12 protein-coding genes and 4 pseudogenes are annotated in these 17658 nt (G+C 57.6%); 6 read left to right on the top strand and 10 right to left on the bottom strand.

Annotation, left to right across the window (positions count from 1 at the left end; genetic code table 11):
• The 5 genes and pseudogenes from A3C3_RS0135705 to A3C3_RS0135665 all read right to left on the bottom strand — a co-directional run.
• Window positions 1–513: LysR family transcriptional regulator (locus tag A3C3_RS0135705; RefSeq protein WP_028740285.1), on the bottom strand; the 513-nt coding region annotated here is incomplete at its 3' end.
• A gap of 1175 nt (window positions 514–1688) precedes the next feature.
• A pseudogene (locus A3C3_RS42270) lies at window positions 1689–3074 on the bottom strand (transposase).
• Window positions 3075–3397: 323 nt separating this feature from the next.
• A pseudogene (locus A3C3_RS48335) lies at window positions 3398–4262 on the bottom strand (winged helix-turn-helix domain-containing protein).
• Between the two features lie 91 nt (window positions 4263–4353).
• A pseudogene (locus tag A3C3_RS44680) lies at window positions 4354–4479 on the bottom strand (protocatechuate 3,4-dioxygenase subunit alpha); the annotation flags it as partial.
• Between the two features lie 18 nt (window positions 4480–4497).
• Entirely contained in the window at window positions 4498–5256 is a 759-nt protein-coding gene (locus tag A3C3_RS0135665; RefSeq protein WP_022719268.1) for a sulfotransferase, read from the bottom strand.
• 761 nt (window positions 5257–6017) lie between these two features.
• On the opposite strand from A3C3_RS0135665, the gene A3C3_RS0135660 reads away from it, so the two are divergent.
• From A3C3_RS0135660 to nodQ, 5 genes and pseudogenes are all read left to right on the top strand, one after another.
• A complete protein-coding gene (locus tag A3C3_RS0135660; RefSeq protein WP_022719267.1) occupies window positions 6018–6299 on the top strand; it encodes an acyl carrier protein in 282 nt (93 codons plus the stop codon).
• Window positions 6300–7508, top strand: a complete 1209-nt coding sequence (locus A3C3_RS0135655; RefSeq protein ID WP_022719266.1) for a beta-ketoacyl-[acyl-carrier-protein] synthase family protein — start codon at window positions 6300–6302, stop codon at window positions 7506–7508.
• Between the two features lie 461 nt (window positions 7509–7969).
• Window positions 7970–8672, top strand: a pseudogene (locus A3C3_RS44675) (SDR family NAD(P)-dependent oxidoreductase).
• Between the two features lie 612 nt (window positions 8673–9284).
• Window positions 9285–10184: a sulfate adenylyltransferase subunit CysD gene (gene cysD, locus A3C3_RS0135640; protein WP_022719263.1), complete on the top strand. Its 900-nt coding sequence runs from the start codon at window positions 9285–9287 to the stop codon at window positions 10182–10184.
• On the top strand, window positions 10184–12085 hold the full coding sequence (gene nodQ, locus A3C3_RS0135635; RefSeq protein WP_022719262.1) for a bifunctional sulfate adenylyltransferase/adenylyl-sulfate kinase NodQ: 1902 nt from the start codon (window positions 10184–10186) through the stop codon (window positions 12083–12085). The genes cysD and nodQ overlap by 1 nt, the downstream gene beginning before the upstream one ends.
• Window positions 12086–12415: 330 nt before the next feature.
• Here nodQ and A3C3_RS0135630 read toward each other — a convergent pair whose 3' ends face one another.
• From A3C3_RS0135630 to A3C3_RS0135610, 5 genes are read right to left on the bottom strand one after another with little or no spacing between them, the layout of a single operon-like run.
• Window positions 12416–13204, bottom strand: coding sequence for an ABC transporter permease (locus A3C3_RS0135630; protein WP_022719261.1), 789 nt, complete (start codon window positions 13202–13204; stop codon window positions 12416–12418).
• Window positions 13205–13207: 3 nt separating this feature from the next.
• The gene (nodI, locus tag A3C3_RS0135625) at window positions 13208–14245 is read right to left on the bottom strand and encodes a nodulation factor ABC transporter ATP-binding protein NodI (RefSeq protein ID WP_022719260.1); all 1038 of its coding nucleotides are present in this window, start codon (window positions 14243–14245) and stop codon (window positions 13208–13210) included.
• Window positions 14246–14252: 7 nt separating this feature from the next.
• On the bottom strand, window positions 14253–15533 hold the full coding sequence (nodC, locus tag A3C3_RS0135620; protein ID WP_022719259.1) for a chitooligosaccharide synthase NodC: 1281 nt from the start codon (window positions 15531–15533) through the stop codon (window positions 14253–14255).
• A 14-nt stretch (window positions 15534–15547) separates the two neighbouring features.
• Window positions 15548–16207 (bottom strand): chitooligosaccharide deacetylase NodB, encoded by a 660-nt coding sequence (nodB, locus tag A3C3_RS0135615; protein ID WP_022719258.1) that lies wholly within the window; start codon window positions 16205–16207, stop codon window positions 15548–15550.
• Entirely contained in the window at window positions 16204–16794 is a 591-nt protein-coding gene (locus tag A3C3_RS0135610) for a NodA family N-acyltransferase (protein ID WP_022719257.1), read from the bottom strand. Before A3C3_RS0135610 ends, nodB begins: the two co-directional genes overlap by 4 nt.
• 260 nt (window positions 16795–17054) lie before the next feature.
• On the opposite strand from A3C3_RS0135610, the gene A3C3_RS0135605 reads away from it, so the two are divergent.
• The coding region (locus tag A3C3_RS0135605; RefSeq protein ID WP_028740283.1) for a LysR family transcriptional regulator at window positions 17055–17658 on the top strand (604 nt) is incomplete at its 3' end.

Genomic DNA, 17658 nt, shown 5'->3' with positions numbered 1-17658 from the left:
CACGAGTGCCTCGTCGAACAATTTCGCTTTGGGATGCGCGCTCGACATGAACACGTCCGGAAGAATTAAAAAATCGACATCACCGCGCCGGAGAANCTCGTGGGGATCATCATCGAGAGGCAGCAACTCGAAGCTGACGCCGGGAGCCTCCCGGGCCANGCGCTCCACAACCCTCGCAAAGAACACGAGTATCATGAAATCGGAAAGGATGATCCTGAAACGGCGATCCGACTGGGCTGGGTTGATCGGATCCCAAGTAATGACGGAGAGCTGAATGTGGAGCAGGGCGTCGCGCACCGCTGGGGCAAGCGCCTCTGCACGCGGTGTCGGGACAAGTTCGCGACCCTGCATCGAAAACAGCTCGTCGCCGAAATAGGTGCGCAGTCGCGCGATAGCCGCGCTCATGGCCGACTGACTGAGGTTGATGCTGCGCGCCGCTGCGGTCACGCTTCGCTTGGTCATCAGTGCGTCGATTGCGACGAGGAGATTCAGATCAAGGCCTTTGAAACGCATATCTTCATATGTATCCATAGTAAGGAAGGTCACCATCCGAACGATTAGTTCAGGCCAACATTTTGCCGAATAGACCTCGGCATCACGGCAGGACAGCTCCGACGAAGGGAGCCACGGCCTCTCGAAGACCCGGCCGAGCTTAAGGCCGCGGAAACCGACAAAGCGTCAGTTCGTTCTGTCGAGCTTTCCTGACATGCGCCTACGGATCACCTTCAGGACGTACTTTACGTGCGAAACGGATTGTGGTGCAGCTCGCTCCCCAAAGCTTGTAGGGGGAGCGAGCATCTTAGGCGCCAATTTCACCGGCAAACCCTGGCAGGCGGCCACCAGCTGCGGATCATCGATGAGCCAGTCCGCGCTACCTCATACAGGCCCTCGCTTGGCCTTTTCTTTGCCCGTCGTTGAAAAAAACACCAGAGGACCGTGAAAATCCCTGCCATTCAGGGCTCGCGTCGGGTTCGTTCCTACGGGCCCGCGGGATCGAATCCGCCTCCGGACAGATGAGGGCCTCCGGACCCTGCTTCGTCAGCAGCCTCTTGGGCATACCAGGCGGGCAGATGTCATTGGTGTTGCGCCACTCGAATTTCGGCGGGATCGCGGCGGCCGAGGACGAGGACCCCGCGGACAACCAGTCCGCCACGTTCGGAGTGAGAACATCTGCCGTGGCAGCGACTTCTCTCCGCGATTTTCCTGAGTGCATCAATGGAATCGCTCCGAGTCAGATCAAGAGATGGCCATACTAGTGCCCACCGGTCAGCCCATGCCATGCAAAGTCCGTATCCCATCATGCGCCCTGGGTATGGTTGAAACTCATTCTAGCGAGATGCAAATCAACGGCATGGTAGACGGTCACAAAGCATCTAGCGGACGGTCTGGTAATCATCGGCTAAAACACGATTAAGCACTTGATTATGGACAGCTGTTCCCTCATGATCATGGAATGATTAGAATCGGCAATAAATGCATTGGGTTAAGGGCGGCGACTTGTCGGCGTCCCCGAGCGGTTTGCCGATGCAGGCGCGTGCCGGACTCGACGGCGCAGCGGCAAACAAGGTGAGACTCATATCGCCTCACCCAAGAGTGTTCCCAAAGAACAATGCCGTTGCCTCACTCGAATGTTCTCGATTGCCTGACTGCTTGTTCCCGAGATCCAGCCTCTGCCGATTCTGTATTGCTCAGAAATGAACAATTTCCGCCGGCCGTGCGGCATCGGCGAATGGCCCGAACACCAACGCATTGGCTTGCGCACTGCGCCAGATCTTCATTCGACGCTGCACGGTCCGAATGAGGCCGTCGGGATATACGCCGGGGTATTTGACCTGCTGGCGTTCAAGCAACTCTCGTGACGTTCGCCAGGGCTTCGCCTCGAACCATTCCTCCAGCTCGGCAGTGACGGCGAGCAGAGGATCGGGCCTCCGCCGCTCTCGCTTGGCCGCCGGCTTGGCGCGGGCGGTCGGTTTCACTTCACCGCCACGCCAAGCAATCCGTAACCCCGACAGAAAGTCTTCCAGCGGCAATGCCTCGCCGTCGGTGGCAGGGGAACCATCCGGCTTGTCAGCGATTTCGACCAAATCTCTCTTGTGCCAGGCGTATGTCGCGCAGCAGCCGGACCGGATCGAACGTCAGGTACATCGCCTTGAGGCGAAGGCGCGTATCCTCCGGCGTGCGCGCATCGTCAAGCAGCCGCTGATAGGGCGTGGCGGGGCGGGTGATACCGCTTGATCACCTTGGCTCCGTCACGATGCTTTTCTTTCAACTTAAATGATGGCTGTAAGAAATTGATGAACAACCGCATTGATGAATATAGCTTGGCTAGCTCTCGTGTGGCCTGCAGTCCCTCGAAGCGCCGGTATCCGACGATCTTACGCACGATCGCGCCATTCCTGCTCGACAAATGCCTGGTCGTTCTTCCGGTAGGGGCGGCAACGGGTGAGTTCGATATTATCGCGCAAGCAGTATTCATGAACACTCTCGTTCATGAAGACGCTGTCGTTGTCGGTGTCGAAGCCCAGCAGCGGGAACGGCAGCAATTTGCGCAGTTCCGCCAATGCTGTGATCAGTACCGTTTGGTCACGAACCAGCAGTGGCGCGCATTCGTCCCACCCGTGGCGATATCGGTTAACACCAGCGTTTGCGAGAAAGCACCCTTCGCGTAGGAGCCGGAGTGAGAAACGAGATCCGCCTCGACAAAGCCGGGTGCGGGATCATCCCAATCCGAGAAAGTCCGAACGGGAACACTCCGCCTTATCGCCGTTGATGCTTTCCGGCGCCGCGCCCCGGCGGCACGCACCTTAATGTCCTTGAGGACGCGATCAATCGTCGCTGCGCTCATCGCCAACAATTGCCGACGCGTGTCGCTATCCATATTGCCGTAAACCCGCCGCCCGGGCCGAGGCCCATTCTTCGCAGGCTCGCAGTCTCCTCGCGTGTTTGCGATGAAAGCCCGTGAGAGCCACGAACTCGTCCAACATCCTCGCCTTCTCGGCCCGCCCGCCTAAAACGTAGCGTCCACTGATCGCCGTCACCAATTCCGCCCGTGTCGCCATGCTTACCTTCCTCATCATAGCTCCTGAGGTCGTTTCTTCGGGAGCAAACTAGCTGAGGCAACACACCGATTTTAGGGAGCAGTTCAGGCGAGGCAATGCGCACAGGCGGCGGTACCCATGACGATCGCCGCCGCAGCGGCCAGAACCAGCTGTTTCATCTTTCCTCTCCCCTTATTTCACGGCGGACTCCACCGCCGGGTTAGCGCGCAGCTAAATTTCTCGTCAGTGTGTCATGCGAAACGGTAATGTAAAATGAAATAAATTCGGTAATTCATAACTGGCGCATTATGTTACCCATCTGCCCGAGGCTGCGACGAAGGGTGAGGAAGGAAGCCTGTCTACGAGCCCCCCAGGCGCAGGATATTGCCGGTCAACTCACGCGCAAGCCGCAGGGCGCCGGCGGTCGCCATGACCATCTGCGGCAGCACGAGCCATTCAAGTGTCCAGGCGGCACCCGAACGTTCCTGTTCGTGAACAAGCGCTTGGTGGATGGCTGAAAGTTGGGCGGCGTTGAAGCGGGAAAATGCGACAAGCGTTTCGGCGCCGACCGCATTCTGCTTGTGCACCATGGCTGACGATCTTACGCCGCCAGCAAGTTCGATCTCTCCACCCGCCTGCGCCAGAAGGGCGATGTCCTGGCCCATCTTTCCCAGGCTGCCGGTGATCAGCGAAAAGAGGTTGGCAAGGTCGGCGATTGGTGCGCGCTGGTTTTGCCATTTAAATGCCTCGGCTGCCTCGGCATCCTGCGCATGATGCCTCGGGCGAGCTGAGAGTTTGCGGTAGCCATCGAGCGCACTTCGCGGCCCAAGGTCTGCTCGCTCACCGAGACACGGAATTCCTCCCAAAGCCATTGGGCCAGATCGCACAGACGCCAGCGCACGACGCCATCGAGATAGGGTGTGGGACCACGCTCGATGGCTTGTGCCAAGGCCGCACGTTGATCGTCTTTCAGTAACGATGGTTTGCCCGGAGCCTTGCCTTGATCAAACCGTCTGGGCCACGCGCGTTGAACCGCACCACCCAGTCACGCACGATCTGCACCGTGACGCTGCCGAGCCGAGCAGCATCCGCACGAGAGCCACCATCATAAATCGACGCCAGCGCCAACAGCCGGCGCGCCTGGCTGGCATCCTTTGTCTGCCGTGCCAGAAGACGCAGCCCATCCCCGTCGAAGTCTGACCGCAACATAATCGCTGAACCCATCGCAAACCTCCTGTTTGCGCCATCGATTCAGATTCGTCGGTTTTTGGGAATCCGAGAGCCGGGATTATTGAGGCTTGGTATTACCTGCTAATCAAATGTCGAGAAAAACCGTTTCCTTCTCCCCCTGAAGGCGGATATCAAACGTATAGGTTGCGCCGTCGCGGGTCGCGATCATTGTTGCAATGCGCTCGCCGTGTTCGATACGGGCAAGCAGCGGTCAAACGCCGGGAACTGTTCAGACAAACCGAGCCAGCTCGTTACCAAGTTCGAAATACCTCGCGTAAGGTCCATGTGCGAAATGAACCCGCAACTCATGAAAGTTCCGTACCGTTTGGTCCAATGGACGCATTTCTTGACGCCGAAGAATGCCGCGATCGGAAAGCTGCAGCGCGGAAGCCCCGAGGAAATCTAAGATCGTTGCCACGCAAGCGTGGGGATCGCGAAGAAGCCTCTCGTACTCGATTAAATGTATCTTGCTTGAATCAACGGCGTTCACCACGCGAGCGTGGAAATCGTCGGCAGCTTTGAAGTAGGCTTCGCAGGTGGCGACTGATAACGTCACTGGTGGCGGTGGCGCCGCATTGTCCGAATCGAACTTAAGCCACTGGCGGGTTTGCCTTGCCTGCACAAGCGATCTCAGCGATTCTAATGTGTTTCTTCGAATCACAAGGATAATCTTAAGGCCTGGCCAAGCGGCCAGCTCGGCAAAAAAACCTGGACGCTCTTGAAACTGAGGTTCGTTGATCTTGCAGCCCACATGCGTCACCTTCTTGTCGCTTCGTAGGGGATAGCGCATGAAGGCACGTTCAAGGAGCTCGCGATCGCTGAGTAGCAGGCGTTCCTGATCAGGCCAGTTCGTGTCGTATGTGTTGAGCAATTCACCGTTGCTCAACACATTCGGATGCTCGTTTAAACATTCTTCCAAGTAGTGAGTACCGGTCCTTGGCATCGCAAGGATTGCAAATGGTTCAGGCGACAGTGTGGATTGGGTCATTCAGCGTGTCTCCATTTTACAGCGGTCGTTCCAGGCTATCCATAGGCTCGTCCAGTCTGGGGAGGCCGGCGCTGTTCCCAAGTGCGGATCATCGTGTGCCGGCCTTGATCCTGACCTCGTCAGAGCTAGACCTTCTCGTTTGGTTGTGTTGGGCCCGTTGCGCCGGCGCCTCCGCCTCTTCTCCTCATCTAAATCAGGCTGGCGCGGCCCTGCATCGGATTAAAGCAAGCCTTCTAATCGCGTTTGGCCAGATGGGTAAAATTGATTGTATCTATGACATGCATCCACGCGGTAAATATGGTTAGCGAGCCGCATAGCCGAATCTTCGACAGCTGAGGAGACGTCATGGATGAAGCGCGAACACGGCGCTGGCTGGCAAAGTGACAAAAGTGTCAGTTGGTATGGTTCATGGCAAGTGGTTTCGGTTATGCTTCTCGAATGTATCACATATCTGTGAGATCTCGTTAGACCTACGCCCAAGAAGGTCAATGTGCTCTTCAGCTATCCATTGCACAGATGGCCTACATCCAAACAATCGATTTTACCAATCCCACTAATTCATAGCACAAGCTCCACACGATTGAGGCCAATGATGTTCTTCGTCATCGAAGCCTTCGGCGCAGACCAGCCGGATTTCCAGCGGCTCCTATGAGCATTGGGCTTTGTCGGTTGCACAAGCTTAATGGCTATTTTCGCGACGCGGCCCGTCTCAGGAGTTGAGCCGCGTCCACGTCAAAACAAGCTGAATGGAAAGGAACAGAATGACTGATCAGCTCACAACTCAAATCATTGCCATAATCAAGAAACGCGTCGAATTAGAGAGCGGCCATCGAGGGACCGCATCGATTGTCGGCGAATTAACGGCTGCCACGGAATTGACCTCGATAGGTGTCGATTCGCTTGGTTTGGCAGACATCCTCTGGGACTTGGAACAGGCCTACGATATTAAGATCGAGATGAACACGGCCGAGGCCTGGTCGAATTTGCAGAACGTCGGCGACGTGGTGGAAGCCATCCGCGGTTTGCGCACTAAGGGGGCTTGAATGGACAGGAGAGTTGTCATCACCGGAATGGGCGGGCTTTGCGGGCTAGGCACCAACGCCGCCTCTATCTGGAAAGAGATGCGCGAAGGCCGCTCCGCCATTGGTCCGCTTCTCAATTCAGAGCTTCACGGGCTGAAGGGCATAGTCGGGGCTGAGATCAAGGCGCTCCCTGAGCACGACATCGACCGCAAGCAGCTCGTCTCAATGGATCGTTTTAGTGTGCTTGCCGTGCTTGCAGCGCACGAAGCCATGCGTCAGGCCGGACTTTCCTGCAATGAAGGAAATGCCCTTCGGTTCGGCGCCACAGTGGGCGTTGGCTCCGGGGGATGGGACGCGACCGAAAAAGCCTACCGCACCCTACTTCTAGGCGGAGCGACTCGCACTGAGCTCTTCACTATTGTAAAAGCGATGCCGAGTGCCGCCGCCTGCCAGGTCAGTATGAGCCTCGGCCTGCGCGGGCCGGTCTTCGGCGTTACCTCCGCATGTGCCTCCGCCAACCATGCGATCGCTTCGGCGGTAGACCAGATCAAGTGCGGTCGGGCCGACGTCATGCTTGCCGGAGGCAGCGATGCCCCACTGGTCTGGATTGTGCTGAAGGCATGGGAAACTATGCGCGTACTCGCTCCGGACACTTGCCGACCCTTCTCCGCCGACAGGAAGGGCGTGGTACTCGGCGAGGGTGCGGGCATGGCCGTGCTGGAAAGCTATGAACATGCCGCTGCCCGCGGTGCTACGATACTTGCCGAGGTCGCCGGTGTTGGCCTTTCCGCCGACGCCTTCCACATCGCCGCACCGGCTGTCCATGGGCCGGAGTCGGCGATGCGCGCTTGCCTTGCCGATGCGGGACTGAACGCCCAAGACGTGGACTACCTCAACGCGCACGGCACCGGCACCAAGGCTAACGATCAAATCGAAACCGCAGCGATCAAGCGGGTCTTCGGAGACCATGCTTATTCGATGTCCGTCTCTTCCACCAAGTCCACCCACGCGCATTGCCTCGGCGCAGCGAGTGCGCTTGAAATGATCGCCTGCGTGATGGCGATCCAAGAAGGCGTCGTGCCACCAACCGCCAACTATCTTGAGCCAGATCCCGATTGCGATCTGGACGTCACGCCCAACATACCGCGTGAGCGCAAAGTGCGCGTCGCGATGAGTAACGCCTTCGCCATGGGCGGCACGAACGCTGTTCTGGCATTCAAGCAGCTGTAAAAGTCATGTGAGTTGATCCTGTAGGTTCACCTCTTGAATGGGCACGAGAAGCCTTGTTAGGTTGTATCAGATTAAAGGTGATTACGTGCGTCGAGAGGCGTCGGGCGCCGGTCTCGTCAGGAGAAGGAGCGGCTGGTCTGGCCGCGGTTGAAGCTGGGCCTAGCGTTTCGGAGATCGCGTGATCGGCCCGGCGTTCATGTGAGCCAGCTTTTCCGGTGGCGCATGGATCTATGCGAGATGTCGTTGAGGGATTGCCAGTGCGTACCGGCATCAGCGGTGGAACGGTTCGCCTCTCGAGCGCCTGTATCCTCGACGAAAGCGGAGGTGGCAAGGTGCTGTCTGGCCTACCCCGCGCATCAGCCGCGACATCGCTGCCGGCGGCTGCGGCGAGGAAGATACTATGAACCTGAGGACTCTGCGCGGTGACGTCAAAGATCACTGAATTGACAAGGGGATAAGACATGTTCGAATTGAACGGCCGTAAGGCGCTCGTCACCGGCGCATCGGGAGCCATCGGTGGGGCGATCGCCCGCGTGCTGCATGCGCAGGGCGCTGTCGTTGGCCTGCACGGCACCCGCGTTGAAAAACTGGATACACTGGTTGCTGAGCTCGAGGACCGGGTCAAGCTTTTCCCAGCTAATCTGGCCAGTCGGGGCGAAGTCAAGGCGCTCGGTCAGAGGGCGGAGGCCGATCTTGAAGGCGTCGACATCCTCGTCAACAATGCTGGCATCACCAAGCAAGCAAATGATGCGCCGCCGGAATGGCCGGATCATCAACGTCACCTCGGTCGCGGGCGCCATCGGCAATCCTGGCCAGACCGATTACTGCGCCGCCAAGGCCGGTATGATCGGTTTTTCCAAGTCGCTGGCGCAGGAGATCGCTGTCCGAAACAGCACTGTCAACTGCGTAGCCCCGGTTCATCGAATCGGCGATGGACAAGCTCAATCACAAGCAGAAGGAGACAATCATGGTCCCGATTCCGACCCATCGCATGGGCACCAGTGCCGAAGTCGCGTCCGCCGTCCCTATCTGGCTTCAAATGACACTGCCTATGTCACCGGACGGACCATTCACGTGAGGCGGCATGGCAATGATTTGAGCACGGTCATGCGCTTACGGCGGGTGAGCGCTGCACTCGCAAACGCCAGCCTATCAGCGCGATGAGCCCATCAGAGATTGGCCCTTGCGCTGCCCAAAAGCTGAGACGCCATAGTGGTGCGGGGCAGAGCACCTGTGAACAAGATCGCCCCAACGGATTAATCTGCGAGTGGGACTCCGCTCCTATCAGAAATATCTACGATGAATAGTAAACGCAGAGCAGCCCGACAGTGGCCTCATATGAAGACGCAATCGCGCTCGTGCCGATACCTGCATGGCTGCGTGGTGGTGCAACGATACAGCCCCCAAAGTTCGCATGCTAAACAAGGGGTAACTAAGAGTATTTGTGCGCTCCCACGCAGGCTCTTAACGCAAACGCTTTGCTGCAGCGTTTGCCCAGCACCAAGTACAACGGCGTCATCGTCTTGCCGTCGGTGACCTCGCGTGTTGGCGGGCAGCTGCCTTGAGCGAGGTAGGAGCTGACGAGCGCTTGCCCGGCAAGCGTCGGCCGCGTTCACAACGCAACGGGCATTCAGGTAGGTAAGAAGGAGACGTGATTCCATTGAACGACCGGATAGCCGGCGCCGCAAAAAAGTTCCGGCTAATCAACCATTGCAGCCTGTCCGAGTTCGTCGGTGCAGGCGTAACTCGAACGAGTCCCCTGAGCACAAGGCATAAATGTCTCTTATTCATCTTCGGCGGCTTGAAGCCGAATCGATCCACGCAATTCGAGAAGTCGTTGCAACATTCTCCAACCCGGTAGCACTTTATTCGATCGGCAAGGACTCCTCCGTATTGCTGCATCTGGCAATGAAGGCGTTCTACCCCGGCAAGCCGCCGTTTTCGTTCCTGCACGTCGATACGAAATGGAAGTTCCGGGAGATGATCGAATTCCGCGATCGAATGGCGCGGGAGCTGGGCTTCGACCTGCTCGTCCATGTCAATCAGGACGGGATCGATCAGGGCATCGGCCCCTCCACGCACGGCTCCAATGTTCACACCCACATCATGAAGACGATGGGGCTGCGGCAGGCGCTGGAGAAATACGGTTTCGACGCGGCGCTGGCGGGCGCGCGGCGGGACGAGGAGAAATCACGGGCCAAGGAGCGTATCTTTTCCATCCGCAGTGCCCAGCACGGCTGGGATCCGAAGCGTCAGCGCCCGGAGATGTGGAAGACCTACAATACGCGGGTCGGGCAGGGCGAAACGATGCGCGTCTTCCCGCTCTCCAACTGGACCGAGTTCGACATCTGGCAATACATCCTGCGCGAGGACATTCCGATCGTACCGCTTTATTTCGCGGCTCGGCGGCCAGTCGTTCGGCGCGACGGGATGCTGATCATGGTCGACGATGAGCGAATGCCGATCCAGCCCGAAGAGGAGGTTCTCGAGCACAAGGTCCGTTTCCGTACCCTTGGCTGCTATCCGCTGACTGGGGCGATGGAGTCCGAGGCTGCCACGGTTCCCGACATATTGCGGGAAATGCTGACGGTGCGCACGTCTGAACGGCAAAGCCGCCTGATCGACTCTGATGAAGTCGGGGCAATGGAGAAAAAGAAGCGGGAGGGCTACTTCTGATGTCATTTGTTCAATCCATACCGCCACATGACATTGAAGCGCATTTGGCCGACCACGACAACAAGTCGATCCTGAGGTTCATCACATGCGGGTCGGTCGACGACGGCAAGTCGACCCTGATCGGTCGACTGCTCTATGATGCGAAGCTGATTTTCGAGGACCAACTTGCAAACCTCGGGCGCGTCGGTTCTCCCGGTGCTGCCAACGGCGAGGAAATCGATCTCGCTCTGCTTCTCGACGGTCTCGAGGCTGAGCGCGAGCAAGGGATCACCATCGACGTCGCCTACCGTTATTTCGCGACGTCCAAGCGCAAGTTCATCGTCGCCGACACGCCCGGCCACGAGGAATATACGCGCAACATGGTGACCGGCGCCTCTACGGCAGATCTCGCCATCATCCTCATCGACAGCCGGCAGGGCATCCTTCAGCAGACCCGACGGCATTCCTATATCGCCTCGCTTCTCGGAATTCGCCATGTGGTGCTAGCCGTTAACAAGATCGATCTCGTAGATTTTCGACAACAGGGTTACGACGAGATCGTCGCCGACTACATGGCTTTTGCAAAAGAGCTCGGTTTTGCCAGCATCCGGCCGATACCGATCTCAGCGAGAGACGGCGACAACGTCATCTCGGCTTCCCCCAATACGCCCTGGTACAGAGGCGCCGCGCTGCTCGAATATCTTGAAACGGTAGAGCTTGAGCCGATGGACCAGGCCAAGCCTTTCCGTTTCCCGGTTCAGATGGTCGTGCGGCCGAACGCGGACTTCCGCGGCTATGCGGGTCAGATCTCTTGGGGCAGGATTTCCGTGGGCGATCCGGTCGTCGTCGCGAAAACCGGACAGAGCACTTCGGTCAAGGCGATCGTGACCTATGACGGGGAGCTTGCGACGGCAGGGGAGGGCGAGGCGGTAACGCTGGTCCTTTCCGACGAGGTGGATGCCTCCCGCGGCAATATGCTAGTGGCGCCTGGCGCCCGGCCCTTCGTGGCCGACCAATTCCAGGCGCATGTGATCTGGTTCGATGCGAGCCCGATGATGCCGGGACGAAGCTACATCTTGAGAACGGAGACGGACAGCGTCAGTGCGACGGTCACCGCACTCAAGCATCAGGTCAACATCAACAGCTTCGTCCGCGAGGCAGCGAAGTCGCTGCAGATGAACGAAGTGGGTGTCTGCAACATCTCGACACAGACGCCGATCGCTTTCGACGCCTACAAGGACAATAGGGCCACGGGCAATTTCATCATCGTCGACCGGGTGACGAACGCCACGGTCGGCGCGGGGTTGATCGACTTTCCGCTTCGGCGCGCGGATAACGTCCACTGGCATGCGCTCGAGGTGAATAAGGTCGCGCGCAGCGCCATGAAGAACCAGCTTCCTGCCGTTCTCTGGTTCACCGGGCTTTCGGGCTCCGGCAAATCGACCATCGCTAACGAGCTGGACAGGATACTTCACGCCCAGGGCAAGCATACCTACGTGCTCGATGGCGACAATGTGCGTCACGGTCTCAACCGGGATCTCGGCTTTACCGAAGAGGATCGGGTCGAGAACATCCGCCGCGTGGCGGAGGTGGCGAAGCTCATGGCCGATGCCGGTCTTATCGTCCTCGTGTCCTTCATCTCACCGTTCCGCGAGGAGCGGCGAATGGCGCGGGAATTGATGGAGGAGGGCGAGTTCATCGAGATCTTCGTAGACACTCCGATCGAGGAGTGCGCACGCCGCGATCCGAAGGGCCTCTATGAGAAGGCGCTCGCAGGTAAGATCGCGAACTTCACAGGTGTATCCTCGCCCTATGAAACCCCGGAAAACCCGGAACTTCACATACGTACCGTTGGCCATCAACTGACAGACCTGGCGCTCGCGATCGAGGAATTCCTTGACCGCAGGATGCAAGGCAAATGACGCCGCTTTCAATTGCGAAATACAGAAGCGAACCTCTTTCAGTCTCTTTCCATGCGCCCACTGGGGATGTTCGCCGTCTTCTGCGGCGCCTCGCTGGTGGTCTCCGCGTGTAGCAACTTCACGAGATGAGGAGGTGGGCAGCTCATCCGCGCATCCACGTCGATTGATGTTTCCGCCGGATGGCCGTCCCGCGCTCGGCTATCAAACAATCCAGAGGATGAGTTATCCAAACGCAAGCGCGCCTAGACCGTCCATGCCGATCGACCGACGCTTCCGATTAATGACGATGATATCCATGATCTAAACGGCGTAAGTCGCGACGAATTTGAGTCAAGGCATTAGGCGCCGACGGAGCAATGCGGTCGACAAGAAAAACGGTATTACTGCATAGAAGCAAAGAGCGCCTATATGCAGACCGACATTGACCAGCGGATTGCCGAGCATTATCGGACGGATAACATCGATCGAATGGGCCAGCGGCAAGAATCGCGTTGCATGTTGAAAAGCGACAGGCAGCTGGTCGACCGGGAAGACAGCGCCCGACAGGAATAGCATCGGTGTTATGACGAGCGTCTGATAAAATATGAAATATTCGTAGCTGGGCGCAAGTGCCGTGACGATCATCGCCAGACTCGCAAACGCTAAGCCAGTCAGGGCGACGACCGGCAGCGCATAAAGGAGGGAGGGCCATTCCGCGTAGCCCAGCATAGCGGCGACGATACCAATTCCTGTACCCGCCAAAGACGCCTTGGTCGCTGCCCACGCCAACTCACCGAGCACGATATCGCCGATCGTGACCTGTGTGTGAAGGATTGCTTCCCAGGTGCGCTGAGCGCGCATGCGAGCGAAAGTCGCGTAGATCGTTTCGAAAGTCGACGCAGTCATAGCGCTTGTCGCCACCATTCCTGCCGACAAAAATGCAATGTACGAAACGCCGTCAACGCGCCCCACCATCACCCCCAAGCCAGCACCCAGGCCGAACAGGTAAATCAATGGGTCGGCGAGGTTACCAAGGATCGACGCAAGCGCGGCCTTCTTCCATGCGAGATAGTTGCGGCGCCACACGGCAATCCAATTCCACCCGTTGGCGGGCAGAGCCGCCGCATAAAGCTTCCACATCCTTCAGTCCTTCAGTTCCCGCCCGGTCAGCTGTAAAAAAACGTCCTCAAGATTAGGTGGACGCTGTAGAAAGCGCACACCTGCGCGCCCATCCAGTTGGACTCGCACCTGCTTCGGGTCGAGCGCATAACAGAAGACGGTCTCGCCGCTCACCTCGATGTGGCGGGCATACGGACTGACCAATGCACTTAACTCATGGGGATTCCCACCGTATATCTCAATCACCTGGCAACCGATGTGCTCGTCTATTAGCACGTGAGGTCGGCCTTCGGCGATCTTGCGCCCTCCTTCGAGCACGCACAGCCGGTCGCACAACCGCTCTGCCTCTTCCATGATATGTGTGGTCAAGAGAATCGTCTTGCCGAGTGCCAACAGCGACCGCAGCCGTTCCCAAATCAAGTGACGTGCGTGCGGGTCAAGTCCAGTGGTCGGCTCATCCAATATCAGGAGCTGGGGGTCGTTGATGAGTGCACGCGCAAGTGTCAGCCGCCGCTTCATGCCGCCAGATAGGTCCGAAACACGAGCATCCGCCTTGCTTTCGAGGCGAGCAAACTCAAGGAGCGAGGGGATGACCGCTTCTATCTCGCGCGTGCTCATCCGGAAATAGCGCCCGAAGACCAGCAGGTTCTCACGCACCGTGAATTCAAAGTCGAGGTTGTCGAACTGCGGAACTACACCGATACCCATGCGTGCCAAACGAGCCCGCGAGGGCACTGGCACCCCGAGCACCGTGATCTCACCACTATCAGGCGTTGTCATGCCGAGGATCATACGCGTGATCGTACTTTTGCCCGCACCGTTCGGGCCTAACAGACCGAAGCACTCACCGGCCGCAACAGTGAACGACAGTCCGTTGACTACGGGCTTGTCACCGTATGACTTTGTTACGCTGGCAAGATCGATCGCAACGGTTGGTATGGAGCCGGGTTTGGAAGTCTTAACGCTTAGACCCGTGTCGCCCTCCGTCACGAACGGATTCAGCTCAAGCCGACGCGGAACGTCTTGACCATTTAACAATTGATCTTTTACTGCCTGCCTCATGCGACTGTCACTTTCCGCTGCAAGTGCAGTCAGGTGGCACCAGCCCTGAGCTTTGTATTGGGATCTGCTTTCCCCCGCTGACTGGTACGTTTGGCGCTGAGTCGCGTGACAGCCAGTCGCTATTCGACAATGTACACAACGCATAAGCTTTTAAAGGAAGTAAGAGAAAGAGGTTGATGGGTGTGTGCAGAACGAAACCAAGAAATCTAAGTTGGCGAGAATGCAATGCTACCACGCTACAGCGTATCATGGTCATGGATGCAATCATCAAAATTGTCCACCATGGCACTGTGGCCGTCATTATGAAATGCGCCAGTCCCGCCACTAAGGAAAGGGCGAGTAACAGTGGCCCGACATTCTGCCCGACCACGTCCAACGTGAGATAGCGGTCGAGGCCGCGCAGTAAAGGGAGCGCTAGAAATGTGTCACGGAACGTGCTGCGTGCCCAACGCAGTTGTTGACGCAGATACGATCCCAGCCTATCCGGAACAACTGTCGCCACTATGGCGTCAGGAACATACTCTGTTCGAAAGCCTGCCTTCAACATGAGGATCGTCAGATGGCGATCCTCACCGAAGTCGCTTGGTTTGCCGCGGAACAGTTGCGTTTCGTACTGATCAAGCAAAGAAACGAGCGCAGACCTGCGGTACATAGCACATGGGCCGCAGCAACACATAACGGCACCGAAACGAGCCTGTGCCGCGCGCTCTTCGTTGCAGGCAAGCCAATACTCCATGTCGATTAATCGCGTCAGCCAAGTGTCACTTCTGTTGCTAGCCGTCAATTGGCCCATGGCCGCACCGACCTCTGGATCTCGCATCTTCGAGGCAAGCTTCGAGACAACGTCGCAAGCGATGGTGCTGTCTGAGTCCACATTCAGCACCAGATCCCCAGAGGATTGACCTATCGCGGCGATCTGTGCTTTCCGCTTTCCGACGTTCTCTGGGAGCAGAATGAAGCTGAACCTCGGATCGCGCGCATAGGAATCATGTACACACACGATAGCCTCTCGGTTCCGAGAACCGTCGTCAACAACGTAGACTCGGAGTTCTCCAAGATAATCCTGGTCTGCAATGGACGCTAGGCACGCCGAGAGGATGCCTGGATCCTCATTGAAACTGGGGACGATAACATCCACGGCTGGCAGAGGGCCGGTCTCGATCGGTGCTGCCGACACTGCTGGACCGTTTAAAGGGCGAGCATATAGGACTTGCATGCTCTTGTAAGCCGTGGAGAGCAGCGCGTAGATCGAGATAGCGGCGATGCTGGTTGTGTCAAGCAGATACATGGGTTCTCGTCTGTTCAGTTATGCGGGGGAAGTGGACGAATTGCAAAACCACGCTCACGCAGCGCTGGGATGATACGGGAAAGCGCCGTGAGAGTTTGGTCACGCAGACAGGTATCCGCGCATTGGCCCAACTCGTCGGGAGGACATCCGTCGTGCAACAGCACGATTGCACCGGGCCGAACCGAGGCCATCACTGCATCGACAATCGCATTGGCGCCGGGGCGAGACCAATCTCGCGGGTCTGCCGACCAATGTACCGCAGTTAGCCCAGCGCACGCCGATGTTGTAAGCACTTCCTCGCTCCAGACACCGTAAGGTGCTCGTATGTGTCGGACGGCCGCCTGAGGACAAGCGGCGATAATGGCCTCATTTGCCTCAATTATCTCGCGTTCAACTTCGAGAGGTCCACATGTCGACAGGTCCGGGTGTGTCATCGTGTGGTTAGCCACTTCGTGACCTTCCGCGACAATCCGTCGGATGAGTTCCGGCTGGCTTTTCGCATACGCACCGATGACGAAGAAAGTCGCCGGCGCGCGATATTCAGCCAGCACATTCAGGATTTCCGGCGTGCAATATGGATTGGGGCCGTCGTCAAACGTCAAGTAAATACTACGATCTTCGGTCGCGTCATCGCAGTTACTCGGCACCTCGCATATATAATCGACGCGCTTCATAGCTCCAGTCCGTTTCGTTCAATCAATGTGCCTGGCGGCCAGTCGCTCATCGTTCGTCCAACCGGGAATACCACGACGAGTGGGTCCTCGGTGCGCGTGGAGGGGAGATCGGAATGCACTTCTGCGATGCTCGACCGCACTCGAACCCCCGTCAAAATGCTAGCCATACCGTTTTGGCAATATCTCTCAACGTGGGTCCGCATGGCGTGCCGAACCGTACCAAAGGCGAATGGGACGCCAAGCTCCCGCAGACTTGGAAACAAAGCACCTACCGAGTGAGCGATGCCCATTCGCTCCAGATCGGGTCTCACCCCGTATAATCCCAGTTCAGCCACAAGCAGATCAGTCTCACCAACCTTAATAAAACGGCGCAATACGCCCATGTGGCTTGCTATCCCGAGTGAGTCGTAAGCAATTGCGCGGCGTTCCGGCCTCGCGCCGGCCCAACTGCGGCCGCCCTCGAATGGTTTCGCGTGGAACGCTCCTGTTGGCCCATAAGTTTTTCGAAAAAACTCTGAGAGCTCCTGGTGGTCTGCCCGTTCCAGCTGATTTTCCCAGCATAGTTTCCACTGCACTTTTGAGGACATGTAAGAACTCCAGTGTGTTGTTTCTTCAAAGCACGGTCGAAGCGGTGAGTACCCGGCAAGTCACACCGGGGACACAAACTGTAGCGCTGGACCGCTGAGCGCTTAAGCGACGGATCCGAATTCGAACCCATCCTTTACTTCTGAAACTTTTCTCACGCCGCACCTTGATTTCATTAACCTCAGAGTTCTCTAATAGGACTCTGCAAGATTGGTAAAATTGATTGTTTGGATAACGATCATCTGCGCAATGGATGCCGCACATGCGTTTTAGAGGCCTAGATCTAAACCTCCTCGTCGCGCTCGACGCGCTGATGACTGAGCGCAAGCTCACGGCCGCCGCACGCAGGATCAACCTCAGTCAGCCGGCCATGAGCGCGGCTATCGCGCGACTGCGCACCTATTTCGGCGACGAGCTGTTTTCGATGCAGGGTCGCGAACTTGTCCCGACACCACGTGCGGAGGCGCTTGCCCCAGCGGTGCGCGACGCCTTGCTCCACATTCAGCTCTCCGTCATTGCTTGGGATCCGATCAACCCAGCCCAGTCGGATCGCCGTTTCAGGATCATCCTTTCCGATTTCATGATACTCGTGTTCTTTGCGAGGGTTGTGGAGCGCNTGGCCCGGGAGGCTCCCGGCGTCAGCTTCGAGTTGCTGCCTCTCGATGATGATCCCCACGAGNTTCTCCGGCGCGGTGATGTCGATTTTTTAATTCTTCCGGACGTGTTCATGTCGAGCGCGCATCCCAAAGCGAAATTGTTCGACGAGGCACTCGTGTGCGTCGGCTGCCCCACGAACAAGCAGCTATTGGGGGATCTCTCTTTCGAGACATATATGTCGATGGGGCATGTTGCCGCCCAGTTCGGAC

Origin of the sequence: Rhizobium mongolense USDA 1844, from assembly GCF_000419765.1 — a bacterium.
Lineage (GTDB): Bacteria > Pseudomonadota > Alphaproteobacteria > Rhizobiales > Rhizobiaceae > Rhizobium > Rhizobium mongolense.
Note: the sequence above shows the minus strand (reverse complement) of the source record. Positions and strands in the feature narration are given on the sequence as shown.

Coding starts and splice junctions, on each gene's coding strand:
- A3C3_RS0135655 (WP_022719266.1), top strand. CDS start 6,300: ATGGACAGGAGAGTTGTCATCACCGGAATGGGCGGGCTTTGCGGGCTA.
- A3C3_RS0135665 (WP_022719268.1), bottom strand. CDS start 5,256: ATGACCCAATCCACACTGTCGCCTGAACCATTTGCAATCCTTGCGATG.
- nodQ (WP_022719262.1), top strand. CDS start 10,184: ATGTCATTTGTTCAATCCATACCGCCACATGACATTGAAGCGCATTTG.
- A3C3_RS0135630 (WP_022719261.1), bottom strand. CDS start 13,204: ATGTGGAAGCTTTATGCGGCGGCTCTGCCCGCCAACGGGTGGAATTGG.
- nodC (WP_022719259.1), bottom strand. CDS start 15,533: ATGTATCTGCTTGACACAACCAGCATCGCCGCTATCTCGATCTACGCG.
- A3C3_RS0135610 (WP_022719257.1), bottom strand. CDS start 16,794: ATGTCCTCAAAAGTGCAGTGGAAACTATGCTGGGAAAATCAGCTGGAA.
- cysD (WP_022719263.1), top strand. CDS start 9,285: ATGTCTCTTATTCATCTTCGGCGGCTTGAAGCCGAATCGATCCACGCA.
- A3C3_RS0135660 (WP_022719267.1), top strand. CDS start 6,018: ATGACTGATCAGCTCACAACTCAAATCATTGCCATAATCAAGAAACGC.
- nodB (WP_022719258.1), bottom strand. CDS start 16,207: ATGAAGCGCGTCGATTATATATGCGAGGTGCCGAGTAACTGCGATGAC.
- nodI (WP_022719260.1), bottom strand. CDS start 14,245: ATGAGGCAGGCAGTAAAAGATCAATTGTTAAATGGTCAAGACGTTCCG.